Source organism: Pseudomonas sp. MG-9, from assembly GCF_018729515.1.
Lineage (GTDB): Bacteria > Pseudomonadota > Gammaproteobacteria > Pseudomonadales > Pseudomonadaceae > Aquipseudomonas > Aquipseudomonas serboccidentalis.
The window spans coordinates 179,806-200,979 of sequence record NZ_JAHHZH010000011.1; the positions used below are offsets into that span (position 1 = coordinate 179,806).

A 21,174-nucleotide genomic window follows, 5' to 3' on the forward strand; every position below is an offset into this window, starting at 1 on the left:
ACTAAAGCCAGAACGGTGGCGCGCTGGTTCGCTGTTGGTGATGTTCGGACGCGTCTTACAAGGGGCGCGGAAGTCAGGAGGTGATTATTCCCAAGTGCCAACGACGTTATCGCTGGTTGGATGACCGGGCGTTTATGAAGTTGGCACTTTGGCAATGTGTTGGTTATCAGGCTGGTGCGTCGAAACCCCGCTGTTCAATCACCCGAAACACATCACTCACGTCCTGCACCATGATCCTGGCGATGTTGGTCACGGTATTGATGTCATGTTCAGCGTAGTCGGGGAGGCGGGTGCAGGCGATGAGGTCGAGGTATTTGAGGACGGCGTTGAGGCGTTCGGCGAGGCAGGCGTGGAGTTCGCGCAATGGGGCATCGGCGTCGATCAGGAGGACAGGGTGGTCGGTGGCGGGGTGGGACATGTGGGCGTAGTGGTGGAGCGTATTCTTTTCGGTCATTTCGATGTTCCTTTCGTTGGAAAGAATGACCACCGTTTTGCTGCGAAACAAATGGGTGGCGGCTGTGAGCGGGTTCGCAGACCGGAGAAAAGAACCAAAAGTCCGGCAGACCCGAAGATCTCCCGCACACAGTCGCCATAAAACTTAATGCCGGCGGATTCTGCCAGAATTGTCGTTTGACGGTGTTGGTTCGTTCTCTTCAGGGCTGCGAAACCCATCGCTGACTGCGGTCAGCGACAGCCCCACTCTAGTCAGCCATTTCAGCCACCACAACCGACCTGTAGGACGCAAAACCAACCCTGTGGCGAGGGAGCTTGCTCCCGCGCGGCGACGCAGTCGGCGTAATCCGGCGCATGCGCGGAACCTGAAGAAAAGGACTGGCCGGTTTTGGGTCTGCTTCGCAGCCCAGCGGGAGCAAGCTCCCTCGCCACAGGTGGTGTTTTCCTACGAGTTTTTCAGACTCAAAAATCTGCGCGGATCTCATTTGCCTGTTTGAACTTTCCTAAAAAGCGATGTCAATTTGATGGCGTGTCGCGACGCTCATTGAGAACGGATCAAGCAGTGCCAGGCTGTTTCCTGGCAACCCAGGGAAGTGTGAGATGAAACTGATTCTTGCGATGTTGTTGATGTTCAGCGGTTACACGTTTGCCAGTTGTTCCAGCATCAGTGACAGCGATCAACGCAACTATTGCCAGGCCACGCAGGAAGGCAGTACCTGCTCCTCGATCCGGGATAGTGATTTGCGTGCGTCCTGTGAAGCCGAGAAGGGCAGTACCTGTTCGAGCATTCACGACAGCGACCAGCGCGCTTACTGCGAGGCTAAAAAGGGCAGCACTTGTTCCAGCATTCATGATTCGGATTTGCGCGCAATGTGTGAGGCTGAGAAAGGCAGTACCTGCTCCAGCATCCATGACAGCGATCAGCGTGCATTTTGTGAGGCGAAGAAGGGCAGCACGTGTTCGAGCATCCATGATTCGGACCTGCGCAATCAGTGTGAAGCGATGAAGCGCTGATTGATCCGCGTACCTCCATACGTAAAAAGGGACACCCAACGGTGTCCCTTTTTTGTGGGCGACAGAAACGTGATTCCCGGACTGCCCAGTCAAACGTTTCACTTGTCACAACCCGGTTCATCGTCAAAGGTTCCCCCCACTGGCACCAAGTCGTAGACTGCGAAACAAGTTGTAACGCCTCACTCACGGACGGAACCGCGCATGATCGAAATCGGCAGCCGCAACAACGCCCCCACGCCGCAGCATCCCACTCAAGACATCTATATCTTCAGCATCGACCAGGCCCGACCGGCGACGCCGTTCTGCTTCGAGCAATCGATTGGCGGCGGGCATGCCAATCAGGGCGGGGCACGGTGGTTGGCGCTGGATGAGCTGGATGCCTGGCCTGGCGAGTGGCGTGAACATCTGAAGAAAGCCGATTGTGCGTGGGTCGCGCAAGTGATCGATACGCATCCGGGGACGGATCAGGCGACATTGGTGTCCATGATTCTTGAGCAACATTCCCAGCCAGTGGGGCGCTTTAAAACAATCGGCAACTGGCTTAAGCGCAACATCCACGTCGGCGGCCGTTACGGCTTCTAACCCGAGGAATCCCCATGACCCAGACACTCGAACGCGCCATCGCCCTCGCTGCCACGGCCCATGCCGGGCAGGTGGACAAGGGCGGCGCGCCGTACATTCTGCATCCGCTGAAAGTCATGCTGCGCATGAGCACGCTGCAGGAACGCATCGTCGCCGTGCTGCACGATGTGGTCGAGGATTGCGGCATCAGCCTCGATGATTTGCGCAAGGAAGGCTTCAGCGAGGAGGTGCTGACGGCGCTTGAATCGGTGACCAAAGTGCCGGGCGAGTCCTACGAGGATTTCGTCGAGCGCGCGGCGCAGAACCCGATTGGCCGGGTGGTGAAACTGGCGGATCTGGAAGAGAACAGTGACCTGTCGCGGATTGCCTCGCCGAGTTGGGAGGATCTGGAACGGGTCGAGAAGTATCGGCGGGCAATCGGGCGTTTGCGCGCGTAAGAACGAATACACCCCTGTAGGAGCTGCCGAAGGCTGCGATCTTTTGATCTTGATCTGCAAAAAATCAAAAGATCGCAGCCTGCGGCAGCTCCTACAGGGATTGAGGGTGGGTCAGTTGAATAGCCAGGAAGGCGAAATATGAAATCGATTCTGTGTTTGTTGATCGCTGCCGCCGTTGGTGCTGCGTTGCAGGTCAGCGGTGTTCCTCACGGCTTGTTGCTGGGGGCGATTCTCGTCACCGCGCTGGTCACCACGCGCACCGGTTTCGCCCCCGCAACCCCTTATGGCTTGGGCTACATTCAGGTGACGCTGGGCATCGCCACCGGGCTGATGTTCGAAGCGTGGGACAGTGCGACGGCCTCGGCCATGCTGCCAAGCCTCGGCGTCCTGCTGATATGCCTGACCGTACAGATCGCACTCGCCGGATGGTGGCTGACACGCGGCGCCGGCTGGAACCGCACCGATGCGCTGTTGGCGGTGTACCCCGGTGCATTGGCGGCGGTGTTCGATTTGCTGGAATCGCATCAGGCTTCAAGCAAGGTGATCATCGTGCATTTGATGCGGCTGCTGTTGATCACGGTGCTGGTGAGTTTGCTGATTCCTGGAACGGCACCGGTTGCCGTGGCCGAGGCCGATCCGTTGTCCACGGGCATGGCGCTGACCGTGCTGTCGGTGATCGGTTTGAGCGTGTTGGTCGGGCGTTTATTGCTCGCCGTTGGCGTGCCGGCACCGTTCATGCTGACGGCAATCATCATCACTGCCGTGTTCGTGAAATCAGGATGGCTGCACGGCTTTCACATGCCGAACTGGAGTTTGAGCCTGGCGGCGCTGATTCTGGGTGTGCGGATTGGCTCCCGTTTTCAAGGGCTCGGCCTCGCGGAACTGGGACGTCATGGCCGCACGGCATTGGTGTCGGTGGGTTTGATGATTCTGGTCGCGGCGGTTTTCGCGTTGGCGGCGGGACGGTTGCTGGGCAGCGATGCGCTGTCGTTGTGGCTCGCGTACATGCCAGGAGCAATCGAAACCATCGCTATTGTGGCGTTCGCCGGCGGGCTGAACGTGGTGTTTATCCTGACTCACCATCTGGCACGAATGGTGGTGCTGCATTTTGCGCCGGCGTTGTTGGTGCAGGTGCGGCGTATTAGAGAGGAAGTCTGAAAAGCTTTTTGGCGTTTAGCAAAATGCCCATTTTTAAAATGGGCATTGGCTAAATATGCATTGATGGTTACTTCAACCACTTGTACAAACGATAGCCACCATAGCCCGCCACTGCGATTGCAGCCGCTGGCCAAGCTGCTGCGGTGGCGACTGCCACCACTCCTGCAGCCATTCCACCTCCACCTGCAGCAACTGCGCCACCTCCGAGAGTGGCTAAGGCAGAAGTCGTTGCAGCGGCGCCGCTTAAGCCAGCCGCGTTAGCGACCGCGACCGCTCCGCCATAAACCATCGAAGCGTTGGCTATACCTGCTGCTGCACCAGTTGCAATGGCGGAGCCTGCTACTGTTTTGTCACCAATTTCCATTTGATTACCCCTACTGGATATGTGCCATGGCAACTATAAGCCATCACTTTGGCATCATTCCAGATCTTTTTAAGGTTGGATCCAAGGCGAAAAAGTTATTGCGCCAGATTGGATGACAACTCGAAGCCCGGTTATCAGGTCACACCCTGACGGTGTTCCCGGTGCGCGACGAGCAAGTGCATCATCACCCCGCTATAAAGCGTCACCAGAATGAACAACCCCATGCGCACCGCAAATGCGCTGTAGACATCCTTGCCCGCCGCGCTGTCTTCCACCGATTGGCCGAGCAGGATGATCATGGTGATCAGGGTGTTGAGCCAGAACCCCGGCGTGAGTTGCGTCGGGTGCATCCGATAGAGTTTGCGCGCCACCAACAGCCCGAACAGCAGCATCCACAGAAAGAACATCCACAGGTGTACGAACAGGCTCAACGCACACCAGAACAGCACCGCCAGCAGTCCGCCGAGCAAGGTCGAGCCGAGCAGTTCGCGCCCGGCATGGTGGGTGCGGGTGGTGGTGCTTTGCTGGCCGAGGCTGACGGCTTTGAGGATGATCGGCAGGTAGCTGGCGGGGTCTATCAGCACCAGCAGGAAGGTCGGCAGCACGATCAATGTTGCGCGCAACGCTACGCGGGGCACGTCTTCGGCGGGCAGGGCGGGGGCGGGTGGTGGCGCGGGACTGTTGGCCGGTTCCGGGAACAGGATGTGGCTCAGGCCGACGATGACGACGGCCAGTAACAGGCCTTTGACCAGTGCGCCGATCACCGCCATCGCCAGCTCGAATGAGGCGAAGCCGGCGGCAGAGATCATGGTCATGCCGATCACCAGGAACGTCATGATCAGCACGTTGCCGCCGCGCAAACCGTAGGTGAACACCAGAAACAGCCCAACACCGATCAGCAGCACGCCGCACACCGGGTAATACCGCAGCAACGGCACCAGCAACAGTCCGAGACTGGTGGTAAACGCGGCGACCAAAGTCAGTACCAGCGCCATTTTGACTGGCAACGGCCGGGGCATGCTGGCGAGCAGCAACACCGCGAGCACCGGCGACAGAAACGATAGTGGCAAGGCGAAACCGTAACTGGCAGCGGTGCACAGCGCCGTGCCGAACGCCAGGCGCAAGGCTCGTTGCGCCGGCACGCTGCGCTCAGTAGGCATACGACAGCCAGCTCATTAACCAGACAAACACCCGCCCGAGTGGGTTGAGCAGATTGCCCTCGGTGGGGAAGGCCATGACTTCCGCCTGCCCACCGGCGCGGATCGCGCGACTGTCGATCAGACGCTTTTTCGCCTCGTCGCTGAACTCGATGATCACCGGAAAACGTTGCGCCGGGCGCAGCCAGTCGCGGCTGTTCTGAATGCTTGGCAAGGTGCCGGGCGCAGGCGTCTGGCCGACGCTCACGCCATAGCCGACGCTGCGCACGCGACCGTCGAGGACTTCGCCGGGCAGCGCGTCGAGGACGATCGCCACCGGGGTGCCGGGTTGCACGCGGCCGAGGTTGTTCTCGGTGAGGTCGGCGCTGACCCACACGTCCTGGATCGTGATCAGTGTCATCACCGGACTGCCGGCAGCCGCGAACTGGCCGACGTCGGTGCGCAGGTCGGTGATCAGTCCCGCCGAGCGCGCGCCGATGCGGGTGTTGGCCAGATCGAGTTCAGCCTTGGCCAGCGTGGCGGCGGCGCTGAGCAGTTTGGCGTTGGTGTCGGTGTTGCCGCCTTCCTGTTCCTGGGCACGCAGCACTTCGGCCCGGGCGGCGGCGACCTTGCTGACCGCCGCTGTATGGTTGGCCCGGGACACTTCAAGAAGTCGTACGGACACCGTGCCCGGATCTTCTTTGTACAAGCCTTCAAGCCGGCGATTGTCCTGGCGCGCCTTGAGTTCATCGGCTTGGGCTGCACGCAGCGACGCCTGGGCCGAAGCGATGCCTGCGGTGCTGGCGCCAACAGTGCGACGGGTGTTTTCCAGATCGGCCCGGGCGCGGTCGACGGCAATCTGCAGCGGCTGCGGATCGAGTTCAAACAGGATGTCGCCAGCCTTCACGTCCTGGTTGTTACGCACGTTGACCTTGATCACCCGGCCCGCGACTTCCGCCGCCACCGGAATCACGAATGCGCCGACCCGCGCCTGCTGGGTGTAGGGCGTGTAGCGGTCGGCCAGCAGGTACCAGGCCAGGCTCAGCACGAGCAACAGCAGCACCCAACGGATGCCTTTTTTCGCCGGGTCGGGTTGAGCCGGTACGGGGGCGGGCGCTGGAGGCGCGGCGTCAGTCATGGGTGCTTACCTGCGGTGGAAGGGGATACGCCGCTTGGGCGGGCGGTGCGTTCAACAAATCGCCCCAGTCGGTGCGCTGCTGCATCTGTTGTCGGGTGGGGGCGTCGATCAGCGGCGCGCTGTTTTGCCAGCCGCCACCGAGGGCTTTGTACAGGGCGATCAGGTTGCTCACCGCGTCGCTGCGGCTGACCAGATAATTGTCTTGCAGCTCCAGCAGCGCACGCTGGGCGTCGAGCACCCGCTGAAAGTCCGAATAACCTTCACGGTATTGCGTGTTGGCCAGCACCAGCGAGCGCCGCGCCGCCCCTTCGGCCTCGCGCAAAATACGCTCGCGCTGCAGCGCTTTGCTCAGGCCGCTGGCGGCATCGTCGGCTTCGCGGGCGGCCTGACGCACCTTGTCGCGATAGGCTTCGATCAGTTGCTGCAGGCGCGCGTCCTGCACTCGGATGTTGTTGCGGATACGCCCGTAATCGAAGAGGTTCCAGCGCAGGCTCGGGCCGCCGATCAGGTCGAGGCTGCGCGGGGTGGCGCTGAGGGTGTCGGTGGACCAGACGATGCTGCCGAGCAAGGTCAGCGACGGGTACAGATCGGTTTCGGCAACCCCGACCAACGCCGATTGCGCAGCGACGTTCAGTTCTGCCGCCCGCACATCGGGGCGGCGCAGCAGCAGGTTGGCCGGGACGTCTTGCAACACCGCGCGATCGACCAGCGGAATCAACCCCGCTCGCTCAGCCAGCAGCGCCGCGCCCCCGGGCGGCTGACCGACCTGTACTGCCAGCGCGTTACGGGTGCGCAGCAACTGATCTTCGAACGCCGGAATGCTGCTCAGCGTGCCCAGGTATTGGGTTTTGGCCTGTTGCAGATCGAGTTCGGCGGTCTGGCCGCTGTTGAACAGTTTTTCGGTGATCTCGAAATTGCGTTTCTGCTGGGCGGCGTTTTCCCGGGCGACTCGCAGCCGTGCTTCGGTGGTGCGCAGCAGAAAATAGGTGTCGGCGACTTGCGCGCGCAGCAACACCAGTGCGTCTTCATAGTTGGCCTGAGCGGCGAAGTAACTGGCATCGGACGATTCGATGGCACGGCTGAAACGGCCCCAGAAATCCAGCTCCCAGCCGACATCGAACGCCGCGCTGTGTTGCCAGAATTGACGGTTCTGCGGGTTGTTGCCACCGGACTGATGACGGTCGATGTAGAGGCTGTCGACGCCCGCCTGCTGCACTTGCGGATAGCGGCCGCTTTCAGCGATACCCAGTTGCGCGCGGGCTTCGAGCACCCGCAGCCCGGTGATTTTCAGGCTGCTGTTGTGCGCATCGGCTTCGGCGATCAGGCGGTCGAGCACCGGGTCGGCGAACACCTGCCACCACTGGCGCAGATCGGGCTGGCTGGCGCGCTCGCTGGCCTGCTCCAGCGCGGTGCTGTTCCATTGCTTGCTCCAGGCTTCGCCCGGCGGCTGGAAATCCGGCCCCAGGCGTACGCAACCGCTCAAACTCAAGGCGCCCAGCAACAACCAGTGGCCGGGCCGCGTCAGCAGGGCGGTGGTTGCAGGCATTGCGCGTGTCCCGGGTCGCAAATATCACTGGAGCATAGACGGCAGTTCACAGGTTGATCGGGCGAATCTGCTGCTACGCTTTTCAAGCGCTCCTCAACCGACCCGCGCCCTCGATCAAAAGGTACGAAACCATGGACACCTCACAGGATTCGGTTGTACCGACTCCCCCTGCCACCTGGCGCTTCAAGGCCGGTGTGGTGATCATCTGCCTGATGCTCGGCTCGTGGCTGATGGTGCCAATCGCCGCCAGCCTCGATGTACCCGGCTCGAAAGTCGCGGCGCTGACCGGGGTGCTGTTTATCAGCAACAAGGTGCTATTGCTGCTGGTGATCGCGGTGATGGGCAAGGCCGGCTTTGCCGAACTCAAGCGCAAGATCGGCAGCTATGTGTCGGGAATCATTCCGACGCCGGTTGATCAGGTCGGGCCGATGCGACACCGGATCGGTGTGGTGATGTTCTGGCTGCCGCTGCTGACGGCGTTCCTGGAACCGTATTTCGATAACTTCTGGCCGGGAGTGCGCCCCAATCTGTGGCAGATGCAACTGCTCGGTGACCTGATGTTCATCGGCAGTTTCTTCGTGCTCGGCGGCAACTTCTGGGACAAGGCGCATGCGTTGTTTGTGCGCACGGCGAAGGTGATTTCCGAGTAAGCGCATACGATGCCATATGATCCCTCAGAGGTTTGGAGCGGGATGAGAAATATCGGCGGGCGATTGGGTGCTTGCGTGAAACAAAGCCCCAGTCGCTGTGGCGAGGGCAGTCAAACTCCCGGAAGCGCGTTGAGCGGTGGGGTGATTTGCACCTGTCCGGTGGCGATGTCGACGGCGATCTGAAAAGCGCCCCCAGCATCGGGCTTGATAGCCTTTCCTGAGCGCGCTTCGGTGTTGAACATGATGATTTTGTAGCGTTCATCAACTGCCTTGGCACGCAGTTTTCTTAGAGCGGCATTCTTCTTCCCAGTGAAATACGAAGGGGCCACATTGAAAGCTTCTCCTGCGAGGTTAGCATTCGCGGAGAACGCCTGAATGTCAAAGCCGTTCCGGTCTTCGTTTCCGAACTCGACTATGTATTCATTGAAAGGGAAATGCTCGCCCTTGAGTAGCGCTGCGATGCCATGAAGAATCACCAGATCAGACATGATTCGGTTGGCCGCCTCGAACAACGATACTTCGGGGTAGGGGCCGTGGCCCAGTCGATCGCGCTTCAATGCAAGCATGAGAGGGATTCCGTTTTTGCCTACGATCGACTGGCCGATACTCACCAGTTCTTGATTGAACCACTGCGTAATCGAATCAATATTTTCTAAGTTCAAGTTTCTAACGGGCTGTTGCATGACGGCCTCTATGGTTATGAAATGTTCAGGCGTTGCAGTCAGTCCCAGTCAACTTTCACTCCGTCAATCTCGCGAAAGCTGTCCAAAACATTGATGAACGCAGCCCTGGCAAACGTGACTGACGGGATGCTGTGAAACCAGTCAACTTCGGGGTTTTCACTGGTAATGCGGTCTTTTAGCAAGCCAAAACGCTGCCAATGAATGACGGTTTCATCCGAGAACTGTTCGGTTACGATCACACTGCAGCTCAGGTCCAGATCGTCGGAGCACACCAGCAATGGCAGCAACGTTGTCCAGCCGGGGGCAGTTGAGTAGGCACGGTCCCAAATCAACTCGTTTTCCTGATCGGAATAAAGTCCTGAGTGCGCTGCTACCAGATGCAATTCGGCCTGCGGGTTGTGGTGTGGCAACCAGACTTCAAGCGGCAGCTCATCAATGGCAAAAGTCGGGTAATGCCCCGCGCTGTACTTCGATTTGTGTTGGGTGATGGTCAGACGATTCATGACACTTGAACCATTTTTACGTAGATTCGCTAGCGTTATACGGAAAGTGCCATGTTTTGGCCATTATGCGCGCGAGGCGCCTTTTTTGTCCGTGGCAGGAAGCGTTCCTGCCACTGAGATCATCCGGCAAAGAGCTGGCGCTTTTCTGGGGCGAACTCTCGTATCGCGACCTGGTGCGGTTGCGTCAGCAACTGGCGGCTTCAGTTCTGGCCGATCAAGCATGGCCCAGGGCAATCGCAAAAGACACGACGATCATGCACGCAAACGCAAAATTGAGATTCATCAGCTGTTCATCCTGAGCCTTTTTAAAGTGAGGCCATTCTGAACACGCGCAATGCAAAGAAAAAATTCGGCTTGTTGATTCCAATGATCGAAACAATTGATACCCGCCGGTTTGTGTTTGCGTGTGGCTTTCGCTAGTCTCGGCAAAACCTGCAACTACAAGCACAAACAGGCAAAACCATGCACGATCATTCGGTCACCGAGCTGCCGTCCCTGCGCCGGCAGAAAATCCTCCTGATCCTCGAACGCGACGGCAAAGTCATGGCGTCGGAGTTGAGCCAGCACTTCGCCGTGTCCGAAGACACCATCCGCCGCGACCTCGCTGAACTGGACCATGCGGGTCTGGTGCAGCGCGTGCACGGCGGGGCGTTGCCGCGTCCCAAGGACACCGGCAAGGATTACTTCACCCGCCTGGAGGAGACCGATGAGGTGAAGGTGCGCCTGGCGCAACGGGCGGCGCAAGAGGTCGAGGATGGGCAGATTGTGCTGTTCGATTCCGGCTCGACCACGTTGCAGGTGGCGCGCTCGTTGCGCGCGGATATCCAGATTACGGCGGTGACCGCCGCGCCGATGACGGCCATTGCCTTGTCCGAGTACAAGGGCGTGAAGGTGATTTTGGCCGGTGGGCAACTGAACCCTCGCACGATGTCGGCCGGCGGGCATGAAGCGGTGCGCATGCTGGCCGGGATCAAGGCGGATCTGGCGTTTACCGGCGTCTGCGCGATTCACCCGGAGGTGGGTATCACCTCGCTGCATTTCGATGAAGTGCCAGTCAAGCAGGCCCTGCTCGACAGTGCGGCGCGGGTGATTGCGGTGACCACGGCGGACAAGCTGGGGGCGGTGGAGCCGTTTGTGGTGGCTGCGTGTACGCGCCTGCATACGCTGATAACCGAACGGCATGTGGCGTCGGGCAGTGTCGAGGATTATCGGCGGTTGGGGATTGTGGTGCAGCAGTTGCCTGACTGATTGTTGTATTGCGGCTGAGGGCCTCATCGCGAGCAGGCTCACTCCTACAATGGATCTTCAGTGAACCGATGACCCGGTAGGAGCTGCCGAAGGCTGCGATCTTTTGATTTTTAGAAACAAGATCAAAAGATCGCAGCCTTCGGCAGCTCCTACAGGGAGGCGGGTGTGTTAGCGCAAGCGCTCAAGCATCTGGTAATACCACATCCCCGCCGCCAGCAACGGATTGCCCAGCAAATCCCCCATCGGCACGCGAATGTGTTGGCACCCGGCAAAGGTGTCGAACTGTTCCAGCTGCCCGGTGATCGCCCGGCTCATGATTTCGCCCATGATGTGCGTCGTCGCGATGCCGTGGCCCGAATAGCCCTGGCAATACCAGACGTTGTCCGAGAGCTTGCCCAGTTGCGGGATGCGGTTGATCACGATGCCCATCGCGCAGCTCCACTGGTAATCGATCTGCACCCCTTTGAGCGCCGGGAACGTCTGCTCGATGCACGGGCGCAGCTCGGCGGCGATGTCTCGCGAGTCCTTGCCGCTGTAGTTGGCACCGCCGCCGAACAGCAGACGACCGTCGGCCGTGAGGCGGTAGTAATCGAGGACGAAACGGCAGTCGTACACCGCCAGGTCTTCGGGGTTGATCTGCCGCGCCAGATCACCCAGCGGCGCGGTGGTGACGATGCCGCCCATGGCCGGGAAAATCTTGCCCTTGAGCTGGCCCGGTTCGAGCTTGTGATAGACGTCGCCAGCGAGCATCACTTGATTGGCATCGATCTGGCCATGGGCGGTTCTGACGCCCGGGGTCTGGCCGTGAATGATCTCCAGCACTTCGCTGTTCTCGAAGATCAGCGCGCCAAGGCTTTGCGCCGCCCGCGCTTCGCCGATGCACAGGTTGAGCGGGTGCAGGTGCATGTTGCGGGTGTTCTTGATTGCGCCGTGGTAGAGGTCGCTTTGCAGCAGGTCGCGCACCTGGCTGCGGTCGAGCAGACTGACCTCATCGGCCATCCCACGGCGCACGGCTTCCTGGTAATCCTGGCGTAGACCTTCCATGTGGCCCGGCTTGTAGGCGGCGTGCAGATGGCCGTGCTTGAGGTCGCACTGGATGCCATATTTCTCGACCCGCTGCTGAATGATTTCATGCCCGCGCCAGCGCAGGTGCCAGATGAAATCGTCGACGTCATCGCCCAGTTTCGGGCGCATCTGTTTGCGCATCGCGCCGTCGCCGGAGAGGCTGCCGGTGACTTGGCCGCCATTGCGTCCGGTGGCGCCCCAGCCGATCTTGTGGCTCTCGACGATGGCGACTTTCAGGCCTTTTTCGGCCAGTTCCACAGCGGTGGCGACGCCAGTGAAACCGCCGCCTATGATCACCACATCAACCTGGTGCCGGCCTTGCAGGGGCGGGTAGTCGGTGTCCTGATTGAGGGTGGCGGTGTAGTAGGAATTGCAGCGTTGGGTCATGTCAGTGTCCACACAAAATTCGAATTCGGTACGCGATCCCCTGTAGGAGTGAGCCTGCTCGCGATAGCGGTGTGTCAGTCAAATCAGTGTTAACTGACAGATCGTTATCGCGAGCAGGCTCACTCCTACAGGGGGATCAGTGGTGAGTCTTCAGGCTTCGGTCAAATACCAGCGCCAATCCTGCTCACCCACCTCGGCCATGAACTGCCGATATTCGGCGCGCTTCACCGCCAGATACACCCCGAGAAATTCCTGCCCCAAGGCATCCCATGCCCACGCAGAATTCTCCAGCGCCTGCAACGACGTCAGCCAATCGGTCGGCAGCAATTGCTTGGCTTGCGCATAGCCGTTGCCCTCGACCGGTGCGCCCGGATCGAGGTTTTCGCGAATGCCACGATGGATCCCGGCGAGGATCGCTGCCGCCGCCAGATACGGGTTGGCGTCGGCGCCGCAGATGCGGTGTTCGATGTGCCGGGTGTTGGCCGGGCCGCCGGGCACGCGCAGGCTGACGGTGCGGTTGTCGATACCCCAGGTCGGCGCCAATGGCGCGTAGCTGTTGGCCTGGAACCGGCGGTAGGAGTTGGCGTTGGGGCAGAACAGCAGCAGCGAATCGAGCAGGGAGGCGAGCATGCCGCCAATTGCGGTGCGCAGCAGCGGGGTGCCGGCCGGGTCCTCGGAGGCGAACAGGTTGCGCCCCTCTCCGTCGGCAAGGCTGACGTGCATGTGCATGCCGGTGCCGGCCAGATCATCGAACGGCTTGGCCATGAACGTCGCCTGCATGCCGTGCTTGTGCGCCACGGCTTTGACCAGGCGTTTGTAGCGCACCGCCTGATCCATCGCCTGCAGCGCGTCGCCGTGTTCGAGGGTGATTTCCACCTGGCCCGGGGCGTATTCCGAGATCGCCGTGCGCGCCGGAATGCCGTGCAGCTTGCAGGCGCTGTAGAGGTCGGCGAGGAACGGTTCGATCTGCTCCAGTTCACGCAAACCGTAGACCTGGGTGTGTCGCGGTCGACCACCGTCGGCGTCCAGCGCCGGTTGCGGACGGCCGTTGTGATCGCGTTTGGCGTCGAGCAGATAGAACTCCAGCTCGCAGGCCATGACCGGGTGATAACCCTCGGCTTTGAGGCTGTCGATCACCTTGATCAGCAGGTGACGCGGGTCGGCGATGCTCGCCGGCAGGCCCTCGGTCGGGTGCATGCTGACCTGCACCGCGGCGGTCGGAATCTGCCGCCATGGCAGGCGCACCAGACTGCCTTCGAGCGGGTATGCGCGGCAGTCGATGTCACCGACGTCCCAGACCAGACCGGAGTTCTCCACGTCCTCACCCTGTACGGTCAGGCCGAGGATGGTGCTGGGCAACGGCCGACCGCTTTCATATACAGCGAGCAGTTCTTCGCGGTGCAACAGCTTGCCGCGCGGCACGCCGTTGGCGTCGAGGATGAACAGCTCGATCATGTCGATATCGGGGTTCTGTTCAAGGAACTGACGTGCGTCTTCGATGGCTGCGAATTTCATAATCAATCACTCACGATGGCGCCGCACAGGCGCGCAGACTCGGGCCGGACGCATGGAGGGCGTCCCGGCAGGGATATCAAAAAAAGAAAAAATATTCCGCTAATGCCCGGCAGCCGGAAGTGACACTGAACCTGTGGTGAGGGGATAAATCCCCTCGCCACAGGTCATGTGTCAGCAATGAAACTGGTGGGCATCAGGAATTAAAGGGAGATATCCGGCGGGCGTGCGGAGTGACGCAGCTTGGAACGGCGCAGGGCCATGGGGAGATTGACGATGCGATTCATGCGCAGCCCCTGTGACAGAGGGCGCACACAGCGGAGACGTTCAACATTTTTGCTTGTTGTGGTGACGTACTCATAACGCGTGTTTCCGTTGGCGGAAAACGTCGGTGGTGGGGCAGGCCCGCCGACCGGTGTGCCCGGATAGTAAGGGGCAATCCTTTGGTGTGTAAACCGATGATTGCGCCCCTGTACCATTGATCGACGCTCAGCGCAGCAGGTGAAAGCCCAGCCCGGCAAGCGCGCAAACGATCAACACTTCAATCACCCCGCGTTTGAAAATGAACAGCGCGAGCGCGGCCAGCAGCGCCAGCCCGATCGAAAACAGATCCGGGTGCCCGGCAAAACCGCTCGGCCAGAACACGTGATAAGCGAAGAAACACGCCAGGTTGAGAATCACCCCGACCACTGCAGCGGTGATGGCAGTCAGCGGTGCGGTGAACTTCAGTTCGTTGTGGGTCGACTCCACCAGCGGCCCGCCGGCGAGGATGAACAGAAACGAGGGCAGGAAGGTGAACCAGGTCACCAGCGTCGCCGCCAGTGCGCCGGCGGCGAACGCATATTCCGCACCGAACGCCGGTTGCACGTAACCGCCGATGAAACCGACAAACGCCACCACCATGATCAGCGGCCCGGGTGTGGTTTCGCCCAGCGCGAGGCCGTCGATCATCTGCGTCGGCGTCAGCCAGGCGTAATGCCCGACGGCGCCCTGATAGACATACGGCAACACCGCGTAAGCGCCGCCAAAGGTCAGCAGCGCGGCCTTGGTGAAGAACCAGCCCATTTGCGTGAACGTGCCGTCCCAGCCGAACAGCGTGGTCAGCAGCGCCATCGGCAAACACCACAGCGCTGCACCGACCAACAGCAAGCGCCACAGCTTCGGCAGGCTGAAACGCGCATGTTCGGGTGTCGGCGTGTCGTCATCGATCAACGCTGGACCGAAGGATTTGGCGCTGCTGCGCTGGCCGCCATTGTCGAAGCGTTGCGGCGCCAGTCGCCCGCCGACATAACCGAGCAACGCCGCACCGAGCACGATCAGCGGGAACGGCAGGTTGAAGGCAAAAATCGCCACGAATGACGCCCCGGCGATGGCCCACAGCCAACTGTTTTTCAACGCCCGCGAGCCGATGCGATGGGCTGCGTGCAACACAATCGCGGTCACCGCCGGTTTGATCCCGTAGAAGACGCCGGCCACCACCGGCACATCGCCGAACGCGATGTACACCCACGACAGGGCAATCAGGATGAACAGCGACGGCAGCACGAACAGCGCCCCGGCAATCACCCCGCCCCAGGTGCGATGCAACAACCAGCCAATGTAGGTCGCCAGTTGCTGGGCCTCGGGGCCGGGCAGCAACATGCAGTAGTTGAGCGCATGCAGGAACCGCCGCTCGGAGATCCAGCGCCGACGTTCGACCAGTTCCTGATGCATGATCGCGATCTGCCCGGCCGGGCCGCCGAAACCGATGCAGCCGAGCTTGAGCCAGAAGCGCCAGGCCTGGCGCAGCGTGACGGGATCGGGGCGGGGCAGGTTGTTGGGCGCTGTGCTCAAACGAGACTCCGGAATTTAATCCTGGCGGAGTTGCTATCTAATCAGAATTTCAACCCTCACCCCAGCCCTCTCCCAGAGGGAGAGGGGGCCGACCGAGGTGTCTGGCGTTATCCATCGACCTGAAGATTGAGTCGATTATGGATTCAGAGCCAATCTTTCGATTCGGTGAATTTCTTCAATATCCCCCAATCAGTCCCCTCTCCCTCCGGGAGAGGGTTAGGGTGAGGGGCTCTTGATCTTCAGGCATGCGCCAGGCTCCAGCGCAGCGCCGCATCCTGATCACTCTTGCGCGCCTCGACCCAGTGTGCGCCTTGCGGCGTGCTCTCACGCTTCCAGAACGGCGCACGGGTCTTGAGCACATCCATGATGAAGGCGCAGGCTTCGAACGCCATGTGTCGGTGCTTGCTGCTGACGCCGACGAACACGATCGGCTCGCTGACAGACAGTGCACCGACCCGATGCACAATCTCCACCCCCAGCAGCGGCCAACGCTCGCGGGCCTCTCGGGCGATCTGTTCGAGAGCCTTTTCGGTCATGCCCGGATAGTGTTCGAGGAACAGCTCATTCACGCTTTGGCGGATGTTCAGATCGCGCACGTAGCCGATGAAATTCACCACTGCGCCGACCCGTGGATTACGCGCATGCAAGTCGGCGGTCAACTGGCCGACATCGAAACTTTTATGCTGGACTCGTACCGTCATGCTCAGCCCCCGGTGACCGGTGGAAAAAACGCGATCTCGTCGAAGTCTTCGATGGCTGCGCTCGGTTGGCACAGCTCCTGATTCAACGCACACATCAGGTTGCCGGCGCCGAGCACTTCGCGCCATTCCTCACCACGGGCCATGAGCATCAGCCGCACGTCCTCGATGCTGGTCAGGTCGTTGCTCAGGGGGATTTTTTCGCCGCCCAGATTGAGGCGATCACGGTAGCTGGCGAAGTAGTTGATCAGGATCATTGCGCGTCCTCCCATTGAAAGTGTCCGGAGCGTCCGCCCTGTTTACTGAGCAGGCGGATGTCGCCGATGACCATCGCCCGGTCCACCGCTTTGCACATGTCGTAAATGGTCAGCGCCGCGACGCTGGCGGCGGTCAGCGCTTCGAGTTCGACCCCGGTCTGGCCGGTGAGGCGGCAGGTGCTGGTGATCTGCACGCGGTCCGGTTCGCAGGCCTTGAGTTCGACGTGAATCGAGCTGAGCAGCAGCGCGTGGCACAGCGGGATCAGCTCGTGGGTGCGCTTGGCCGCTTGAATCCCGGCGATCCGCGCCACGGCGAAGACATCGCCCTTGGGGTGGCCGTTGGCCTGGATCATCTGCAGCGTTTCCGGGCGCATCTGCACCCAGGCTTGCGCGCTGGCTTCGCGGCGGGTCGGCGCCTTGTCGCTGACGTCGACCATGTTGGCGCGGCCCTGATCGTCGAGGTGGGTGAGGGTGTTGCTCATGGCGAAAGCTCCTGGATCGGGCTGTAGATTCGGGGGGCGTTGCGGTGCGGGACGTGGATCAGATTGAGCCTGTGCTTGAGCGCCCAGCGCACGGTCAACGCCGTCGGGGCGGACAGGCTGACGAGGGTGCCGAGGCGGGCGCGCACCGCTTTGTGGATCAGTTCCAGGCTGCAACGGCTGGTGACCACCACGAAGCCCTGGCGCGCATCGACTTCGGCGAGGTGCAGCGCGCCGATCAGCTTGTCGAGGGCGTTGTGGCGGCCGATGTCTTCACGGCACAGCAGCGCTTTACCGTTGGCATCGAAGTACAGCGCAGCGTGCAGGGCGCCGCTGCTGCGGGCCAGTTGCTGGGCCTGTTCGATGCGTTGGCGGATACCGTCGAAATGCGCAGCCGGCGGCAGTGCGCAGGGTTGCAGGATGTCCAGTTGCGGCAACGCCTGCTCCAGCGCTTCGACACCACAGATGCCGCAGCCGCTGGTGCCGGCCATCTGCCGACGATGATCCTTCAGCGCCCAGAAGGCGCGACTGGAAATCTGCACGTCAGCCTGGCAGGCCTGATCGAAATGGCTCAGGCGGATGTCGTAGATCTCGTCGACACTGTCGATGATCGCGTTGCTCAGGCTGAAGCCCCGGATGAAGTCTTCGAGGTTGCCGGGCGAGACCATCATCACTGCCTGGCTCAGGCCATTGAAGGTGATCGCCAGGGCGATTTCCGCGGCCAGGGCGGCGTGCGAGAGCGGGGCGTGCGGCAGGTATTCGCGAAACGCCACTTGTGACGGTTGCGGCGCGGGGGCGTTGGCATCGCCCGGTTCGGCAGTTGGATCAACTTGGCACAGCATCTTGAAAGTCCCGAAGCGCTGAAGTGAGTTCAGGCTACGGGGGAGTTAAAAGTGCGTCCAATCGCTTGTTCTGATCTGGTGATTGGGTTGGTCGATCACCGATTTCAAAGGTCCGCGATTGCATGTTCTGGCCTCATCGCGAGCAGGCTCACTCCTACAGGAGAACGCATTCCAAATGTAGGAGTGAGCCTGCTCGCGATGGCGTCCTTACAGCCAACATCACCTATTCGGCAGGAGCCTCAACCCCGAACAACTTGCGCGCCTCGGCAAAACACTTCTCGGCAATCGCCGAACGCGGCTCGGTCTTGCGCATCACCAGCCCCAGCGGCGCGAGCACGCTGGCATCCGGCAACTGCATGAACGACAAATGTTCGATCGGCTGTTCCAGCCCGCTGTCCAGCGGCATGATCGAGCAGCAGAAACCCTGGTGAATCGCCTGCAACAGCTGATAGGTCGAATCGCTCTCCAGAATCGGCTGCGGATTGAGCCCGCGACTGCGGAAACTCAAGTCGATGGATTTGCGGTAATGCATGCCAGTGGTGATCATCCCCAGCGGCAGTTCGGCGGCGTCTTCCCAGCTCATTTCCGAGCCTTCGAAATGGAAGTGACGGTTGTCGTAAAGCAGCCCGACGCGGGTTTCGCCGATCTCGAAAAACTCGAAGTAGTTCGGGTTGACGTGGTCCAGATAGCACACGCCCAGATCGAGCTGGTTGTTGCCCAACCCCTCGATGATCTCGTTGGAACTGAGCGACGACAGACTGAATTTCAGCTCGGGGTAAGTCGCGGACAAACCCTGAATGTAATTGACCGGGTTGAAGCTGCTCAACGGCACCAACCCCAGGCGCAGGCTACCCACCAGTTGCCCGCGGCACGCCGCCGCTTCGGCGAACAAGCCGTCATGGGCAGCCAACAGTGTGCGGGCCCAGGCCAGCACCCGTTCGCCGGCCTGAGTGAAACCTTCAAAGCGCTGGCCGCGATTGACCAGCACCAGGTCCAGCTCATCTTCCAGGTTGCGCAGACGCATCGACAGGGTTGGCTGGGTGATATGGCAGCGTGCGGCGGCTTGGCCGAAGTGTCGGGTTTCATCCAGTGCGATCAGGAACTTGAGTTGTTTGATGTCCACTATGGCACCTGCTCGTTGAGAAATTGGAATGAGTATTGACGCAGATGCGCGCAGCGCACGAAAAACGCGAGGCGCGACAATCTCATTTGACTGTCCATTCGTCCAATCGGAAGTATTGAAAAGCCTATCGATCAGCTCTATCGCCCATGATTTCAAAGGCTTTGGTCGAGGTCAACGGCACCGATAGAGCCGGTCGATAATGTGGTTGGTTAGAGTGATTAGACAGTATTCATAAGTGGCACTTAGGCTGCTGGGCAATGTGATTAACTACTGCCGGAGAGTCCCATGAGCGCGAAAGCGGATGCCCTGTTTGTCCCCCTGAACATTGCTGTGCTGACGGTCAGCGATACCCGCGATTACGCCAGCGATACCTCGGGCCAGTTGCTGGTCAGTCGTCTGCTGGAGGCCGGTCATACCCTGAGTGAGCGCAATCTGCTCAAGGATGATCTGTACAAGATTCGCGCCCAGGTTGCGCACTGGATTGCCGACGACAATATTCAGGTGGTACTGATCACCGGCGGCACCGGGTTCACCGGCCGCGACAGCACACCGGAAGCAGTGGCTTGCCTGCTCGACAAGCAGATCGATGGTTTCGGTGAGTTGTTCCGCGCCATTTCGATTCTCGACATCGGCACGTCCACCGTGCAAAGCCGAGCGCTGGCCGGGTTGTCCAACGGCACGCTGGTGTGCTGCCTGCCGGGTTCGACCGGTGCTTGCCGCACCGCGTGGGAAGGCATTCTCGCCGAGCAACTGGATAACCGTCATCGCCCGTGCAACTTCGTGCCACACCTCAAGGCAGTGCAAGCCTGTGGGCCACGCGGATGAGCAAGGCACCGTTGATGCCGGTCGAGGATGCCCTCGACCAATTGCTGGGCATGGCCAATGAGCAACGTCTGGCTGACAGCGAACTGTTACCGCTCGACGATGCGCGCGGACGGGTGTTGGCCAGCGATCTGGTGGCGACGCTCGACCTGCCGCCATGGCCGAACAGTGCCATGGACGGTTACGCGCTCAATCTCGCTGACTTGCATCGCCAGCCGCTGAAGGTATCGCAAAAGGTCTACGCCGGGCTGGCGCCGGACGCATTGCTGCCTGGCACCTGCGCGCGGATTTTTACGGGCGCACCGCTGCCGCCCGGCGCCACCAGTGTTGAGATGCAGGAAAACGTCGAAGTGCTGGAGGACGGCCGCGTGGGCTTTTTGCAGCCGCTGAAGGCAGGGCAGAACATTCGCGCACAAGGCCAGGAAAATCGCGTTGGCGATATCCTGCTGCGCGCCGGCAAACGCCTTGGGCCATTCGAACTGGCAGTCGCTGCCGGGCAAGGGCTGGCGCAGTTGCACGTGGTGCGTCGCCCACGCGTGGCGCTGTTGTCGACTGGTGATGAACTGGTCGAACCGGGCCAGCCGCTGCGCCCCGGCAGCATCTACAACAGCAACCGTGTGTTGCTCGGTCACTGGTTGCGTGAGCTGGGCTGCGAGGTGATCGACGCCGGGATTCTCCCGGATCGCCCGGCGCAGACGCGGCTCAAGCTTGAACAACTGCAAGTGGCGGCCGACTTGATCCTGACCACCGGCGGCGTGTCTGCCGGCGATGCCGATTGCCTCGGGCAGGTGCTGCGCGAGGACGGCAAACCGCTGCTGTGGAAGCTCGCGATCAAGCCTGGCAAACCGTTGACCGTGGGCCATTTCGGCACGGTGCCGGTGATCGGCCTGCCGGGCAATCCGACCTCGGCACTGGTGACCTTCGGCCTGCTGGCGCGGCCATATCTGCTGCGCATCCAGGGCGTGGAAGACGTCATGCCGCTGAGCTTCGCGGTGAGCGCCGGGTTCGACTGGAGCAAGGCTGGCAGCCGCCGCGAATACCTGCGGGTGCGGCTGGAGGCGGGGAGTGCGGTGCTGTACCCGAATCAAAGCTCCGGCGTCCTGCTCGGTGCAACCTGGGCCGATGGCCTGGTGGAAGTACCGGAAAACAGCACCCACCGCATCGGCGACGCACTGCGCTTCATTCCCTTCAGCGAACTTTTCTGACCCCAACACCAATCAAACCTGTGGGAGCGAGCCTGCTCG

23 protein-coding genes are annotated in these 21,174 nt (G+C 60.9%); 9 read left to right on the forward strand and 14 right to left on the reverse strand.

Going from position 1 to position 21,174, the window contains the following annotated elements:
• Positions 1–166 precede the first annotated feature (166 nt).
• Entirely contained in the window at positions 167–454 is a 288-nt protein-coding gene (locus KKQ10_RS25690; RefSeq protein WP_215502691.1) for a fructose-bisphosphate aldolase, read from the reverse strand.
• A 599-nt stretch (positions 455–1,053) separates the two neighbouring features.
• Between KKQ10_RS25690 and KKQ10_RS25695 the strand changes: the two genes are divergently transcribed.
• The 4 genes from KKQ10_RS25695 to KKQ10_RS25710 all read left to right on the forward strand — a co-directional run bounded on the left by KKQ10_RS25695 (position 1,054) and on the right by KKQ10_RS25710 (position 3,644).
• Positions 1,054–1,467 carry a hypothetical protein gene (locus KKQ10_RS25695; RefSeq protein WP_215502692.1) on the forward strand — a complete coding sequence of 138 codons (414 nt, stop codon included), beginning with the start codon at positions 1,054–1,056 and terminating at the stop codon, positions 1,465–1,467.
• 201 nt (positions 1,468–1,668) lie between these two features.
• Entirely contained in the window at positions 1,669–2,049 is a 381-nt protein-coding gene (locus KKQ10_RS25700; protein ID WP_215502693.1) for a hypothetical protein, read from the forward strand.
• Between the two features lie 14 nt (positions 2,050–2,063).
• Positions 2,064–2,486 (forward strand): HD domain-containing protein, encoded by a 423-nt coding sequence (locus KKQ10_RS25705; RefSeq protein WP_215502694.1) that lies wholly within the window; start codon positions 2,064–2,066, stop codon positions 2,484–2,486.
• Positions 2,487–2,624: 138 nt separating this feature from the next.
• The gene (locus KKQ10_RS25710) at positions 2,625–3,644 is read left to right on the forward strand and encodes an AbrB family transcriptional regulator (protein WP_215502695.1); all 1,020 of its coding nucleotides are present in this window, start codon (positions 2,625–2,627) and stop codon (positions 3,642–3,644) included.
• A 498-nt stretch (positions 3,645–4,142) separates the two neighbouring features.
• Here the strand turns inward: KKQ10_RS25710 and KKQ10_RS25715 are convergent, their stop codons facing one another.
• Genes KKQ10_RS25715 through KKQ10_RS25725 form a run of 3 tightly spaced genes read right to left on the reverse strand, consistent with a single transcriptional unit; the run spans position 4,143 to position 7,828 of the window.
• Positions 4,143–5,168, reverse strand: a complete 1,026-nt coding sequence (locus KKQ10_RS25715) for a DUF2955 domain-containing protein (RefSeq protein ID WP_215502696.1) — start codon at positions 5,166–5,168, stop codon at positions 4,143–4,145.
• Positions 5,158–6,282 carry an HlyD family secretion protein gene (locus tag KKQ10_RS25720; protein ID WP_215502697.1) on the reverse strand — a complete coding sequence of 375 codons (1,125 nt, stop codon included), beginning with the start codon at positions 6,280–6,282 and terminating at the stop codon, positions 5,158–5,160. Before KKQ10_RS25720 ends, KKQ10_RS25715 begins: the two co-directional genes overlap by 11 nt.
• Positions 6,275–7,828 carry an efflux transporter outer membrane subunit gene (locus KKQ10_RS25725; protein ID WP_252191755.1) on the reverse strand — a complete coding sequence of 518 codons (1,554 nt, stop codon included), beginning with the start codon at positions 7,826–7,828 and terminating at the stop codon, positions 6,275–6,277. Before KKQ10_RS25725 ends, KKQ10_RS25720 begins: the two co-directional genes overlap by 8 nt.
• A 131-nt stretch (positions 7,829–7,959) precedes the next feature.
• Between KKQ10_RS25725 and KKQ10_RS25730 the strand changes: the two genes are divergently transcribed.
• Positions 7,960–8,478, forward strand: coding sequence for a transporter suffix domain-containing protein (locus KKQ10_RS25730; RefSeq protein WP_215502698.1), 519 nt, complete (start codon positions 7,960–7,962; stop codon positions 8,476–8,478).
• Between the two features lie 110 nt (positions 8,479–8,588).
• On the opposite strand, the gene KKQ10_RS25735 is transcribed toward KKQ10_RS25730, so the two are convergent.
• Together KKQ10_RS25735 and KKQ10_RS28500 are read right to left on the reverse strand one after the other, a co-directional pair.
• The gene (locus KKQ10_RS25735) at positions 8,589–9,161 is read right to left on the reverse strand and encodes a hypothetical protein (RefSeq protein WP_127652594.1); all 573 of its coding nucleotides are present in this window, start codon (positions 9,159–9,161) and stop codon (positions 8,589–8,591) included.
• Positions 9,162–9,199: 38 nt separating this feature from the next.
• The gene (locus KKQ10_RS28500) at positions 9,200–9,664 is read right to left on the reverse strand and encodes a hypothetical protein (RefSeq protein WP_252191756.1); all 465 of its coding nucleotides are present in this window, start codon (positions 9,662–9,664) and stop codon (positions 9,200–9,202) included.
• Between the two features lie 56 nt (positions 9,665–9,720).
• Between KKQ10_RS28500 and KKQ10_RS25745 the strand changes: the two genes are divergently transcribed.
• Both KKQ10_RS25745 and KKQ10_RS25750 read left to right on the forward strand, forming a co-directional pair.
• Positions 9,721–9,963 (forward strand): hypothetical protein, encoded by a 243-nt coding sequence (locus tag KKQ10_RS25745; protein ID WP_215502699.1) that lies wholly within the window; start codon positions 9,721–9,723, stop codon positions 9,961–9,963.
• A 163-nt stretch (positions 9,964–10,126) separates the two neighbouring features.
• Complete coding sequence (locus KKQ10_RS25750; protein ID WP_215502700.1) at positions 10,127–10,912, forward strand: DeoR/GlpR family DNA-binding transcription regulator; 786 nt, start codon at positions 10,127–10,129, stop codon at positions 10,910–10,912.
• Positions 10,913–11,080: 168 nt separating this feature from the next.
• Here the strand turns inward: KKQ10_RS25750 and KKQ10_RS25755 are convergent, their stop codons facing one another.
• The 8 genes from KKQ10_RS25755 to KKQ10_RS25790 form a co-directional block, all read right to left on the reverse strand.
• Positions 11,081–12,364, reverse strand: coding sequence for an NAD(P)/FAD-dependent oxidoreductase (locus KKQ10_RS25755; RefSeq protein WP_215502701.1), 1,284 nt, complete (start codon positions 12,362–12,364; stop codon positions 11,081–11,083).
• 150 nt (positions 12,365–12,514) lie between these two features.
• The gene (locus tag KKQ10_RS25760; RefSeq protein WP_215502702.1) at positions 12,515–13,879 is read right to left on the reverse strand and encodes a glutamine synthetase family protein; all 1,365 of its coding nucleotides are present in this window, start codon (positions 13,877–13,879) and stop codon (positions 12,515–12,517) included.
• Between the two features lie 486 nt (positions 13,880–14,365).
• The gene (gene chrA, locus KKQ10_RS25765; protein WP_215502703.1) at positions 14,366–15,709 is read right to left on the reverse strand and encodes a chromate efflux transporter; all 1,344 of its coding nucleotides are present in this window, start codon (positions 15,707–15,709) and stop codon (positions 14,366–14,368) included.
• Between the two features lie 239 nt (positions 15,710–15,948).
• Positions 15,949–16,410 (reverse strand): molybdopterin synthase catalytic subunit MoaE, encoded by a 462-nt coding sequence (gene moaE / locus KKQ10_RS25770; protein WP_127652662.1) that lies wholly within the window; start codon positions 16,408–16,410, stop codon positions 15,949–15,951.
• A gap of 2 nt (positions 16,411–16,412) precedes the next feature.
• A complete protein-coding gene (locus KKQ10_RS25775) occupies positions 16,413–16,664 on the reverse strand; it encodes a MoaD/ThiS family protein (protein ID WP_127652663.1) in 252 nt (83 codons plus the stop codon).
• Entirely contained in the window at positions 16,661–17,146 is a 486-nt protein-coding gene (gene moaC, locus KKQ10_RS25780) for a cyclic pyranopterin monophosphate synthase MoaC (RefSeq protein ID WP_127652664.1), read from the reverse strand. Before moaC ends, KKQ10_RS25775 begins: the two co-directional genes overlap by 4 nt.
• Positions 17,143–17,985: a formate dehydrogenase accessory sulfurtransferase FdhD gene (fdhD, locus tag KKQ10_RS25785; protein WP_127652665.1), complete on the reverse strand. Its 843-nt coding sequence runs from the start codon at positions 17,983–17,985 to the stop codon at positions 17,143–17,145. Before fdhD ends, moaC begins: the two co-directional genes overlap by 4 nt.
• A 223-nt stretch (positions 17,986–18,208) precedes the next feature.
• Positions 18,209–19,108 (reverse strand): LysR family transcriptional regulator, encoded by a 900-nt coding sequence (locus KKQ10_RS25790; protein ID WP_127652666.1) that lies wholly within the window; start codon positions 19,106–19,108, stop codon positions 18,209–18,211.
• Between the two features lie 285 nt (positions 19,109–19,393).
• On the opposite strand from KKQ10_RS25790, the gene moaB reads away from it, so the two are divergent.
• Positions 19,394–19,933, forward strand: coding sequence for a molybdenum cofactor biosynthesis protein B (gene moaB / locus KKQ10_RS25795; RefSeq protein WP_025111335.1), 540 nt, complete (start codon positions 19,394–19,396; stop codon positions 19,931–19,933).
• Complete coding sequence (locus tag KKQ10_RS25800) at positions 19,930–21,135, forward strand: molybdopterin molybdotransferase MoeA (RefSeq protein WP_127652667.1); 1,206 nt, start codon at positions 19,930–19,932, stop codon at positions 21,133–21,135. Before moaB ends, KKQ10_RS25800 begins: the two co-directional genes overlap by 4 nt.
• Positions 21,136–21,174 lie beyond the last annotated feature (39 nt).

Coding starts and splice junctions, on each gene's coding strand:
- KKQ10_RS25695 (WP_215502692.1), top strand. CDS start 1,054: ATGAAACTGATTCTTGCGATGTTGTTGATGTTCAGCGGTTACACGTTT.
- KKQ10_RS25775 (WP_127652663.1), bottom strand. CDS start 16,664: ATGATCCTGATCAACTACTTCGCCAGCTACCGTGATCGCCTCAATCTG.
- KKQ10_RS25800 (WP_127652667.1), top strand. CDS start 19,930: ATGAGCAAGGCACCGTTGATGCCGGTCGAGGATGCCCTCGACCAATTG.
- KKQ10_RS25705 (WP_215502694.1), top strand. CDS start 2,064: ATGACCCAGACACTCGAACGCGCCATCGCCCTCGCTGCCACGGCCCAT.
- KKQ10_RS28500 (WP_252191756.1), bottom strand. CDS start 9,664: ATGAATCGTCTGACCATCACCCAACACAAATCGAAGTACAGCGCGGGG.
- KKQ10_RS25720 (WP_215502697.1), bottom strand. CDS start 6,282: ATGACTGACGCCGCGCCTCCAGCGCCCGCCCCCGTACCGGCTCAACCC.
- KKQ10_RS25700 (WP_215502693.1), top strand. CDS start 1,669: ATGATCGAAATCGGCAGCCGCAACAACGCCCCCACGCCGCAGCATCCC.
- KKQ10_RS25690 (WP_215502691.1), bottom strand. CDS start 454: ATGACCGAAAAGAATACGCTCCACCACTACGCCCACATGTCCCACCCC.
- KKQ10_RS25735 (WP_127652594.1), bottom strand. CDS start 9,161: ATGCAACAGCCCGTTAGAAACTTGAACTTAGAAAATATTGATTCGATT.
- KKQ10_RS25760 (WP_215502702.1), bottom strand. CDS start 13,879: ATGAAATTCGCAGCCATCGAAGACGCACGTCAGTTCCTTGAACAGAAC.
- KKQ10_RS25730 (WP_215502698.1), top strand. CDS start 7,960: ATGGACACCTCACAGGATTCGGTTGTACCGACTCCCCCTGCCACCTGG.
- KKQ10_RS25715 (WP_215502696.1), bottom strand. CDS start 5,168: ATGCCTACTGAGCGCAGCGTGCCGGCGCAACGAGCCTTGCGCCTGGCG.
- moaE (WP_127652662.1), bottom strand. CDS start 16,410: ATGACGGTACGAGTCCAGCATAAAAGTTTCGATGTCGGCCAGTTGACC.
- KKQ10_RS25725 (WP_252191755.1), bottom strand. CDS start 7,828: ATGCCTGCAACCACCGCCCTGCTGACGCGGCCCGGCCACTGGTTGTTG.
- KKQ10_RS25710 (WP_215502695.1), top strand. CDS start 2,625: ATGAAATCGATTCTGTGTTTGTTGATCGCTGCCGCCGTTGGTGCTGCG.
- moaC (WP_127652664.1), bottom strand. CDS start 17,146: ATGAGCAACACCCTCACCCACCTCGACGATCAGGGCCGCGCCAACATG.
- KKQ10_RS25755 (WP_215502701.1), bottom strand. CDS start 12,364: ATGACCCAACGCTGCAATTCCTACTACACCGCCACCCTCAATCAGGAC.
- KKQ10_RS25750 (WP_215502700.1), top strand. CDS start 10,127: ATGCACGATCATTCGGTCACCGAGCTGCCGTCCCTGCGCCGGCAGAAA.
- moaB (WP_025111335.1), top strand. CDS start 19,394: ATGAGCGCGAAAGCGGATGCCCTGTTTGTCCCCCTGAACATTGCTGTG.
- fdhD (WP_127652665.1), bottom strand. CDS start 17,985: ATGCTGTGCCAAGTTGATCCAACTGCCGAACCGGGCGATGCCAACGCC.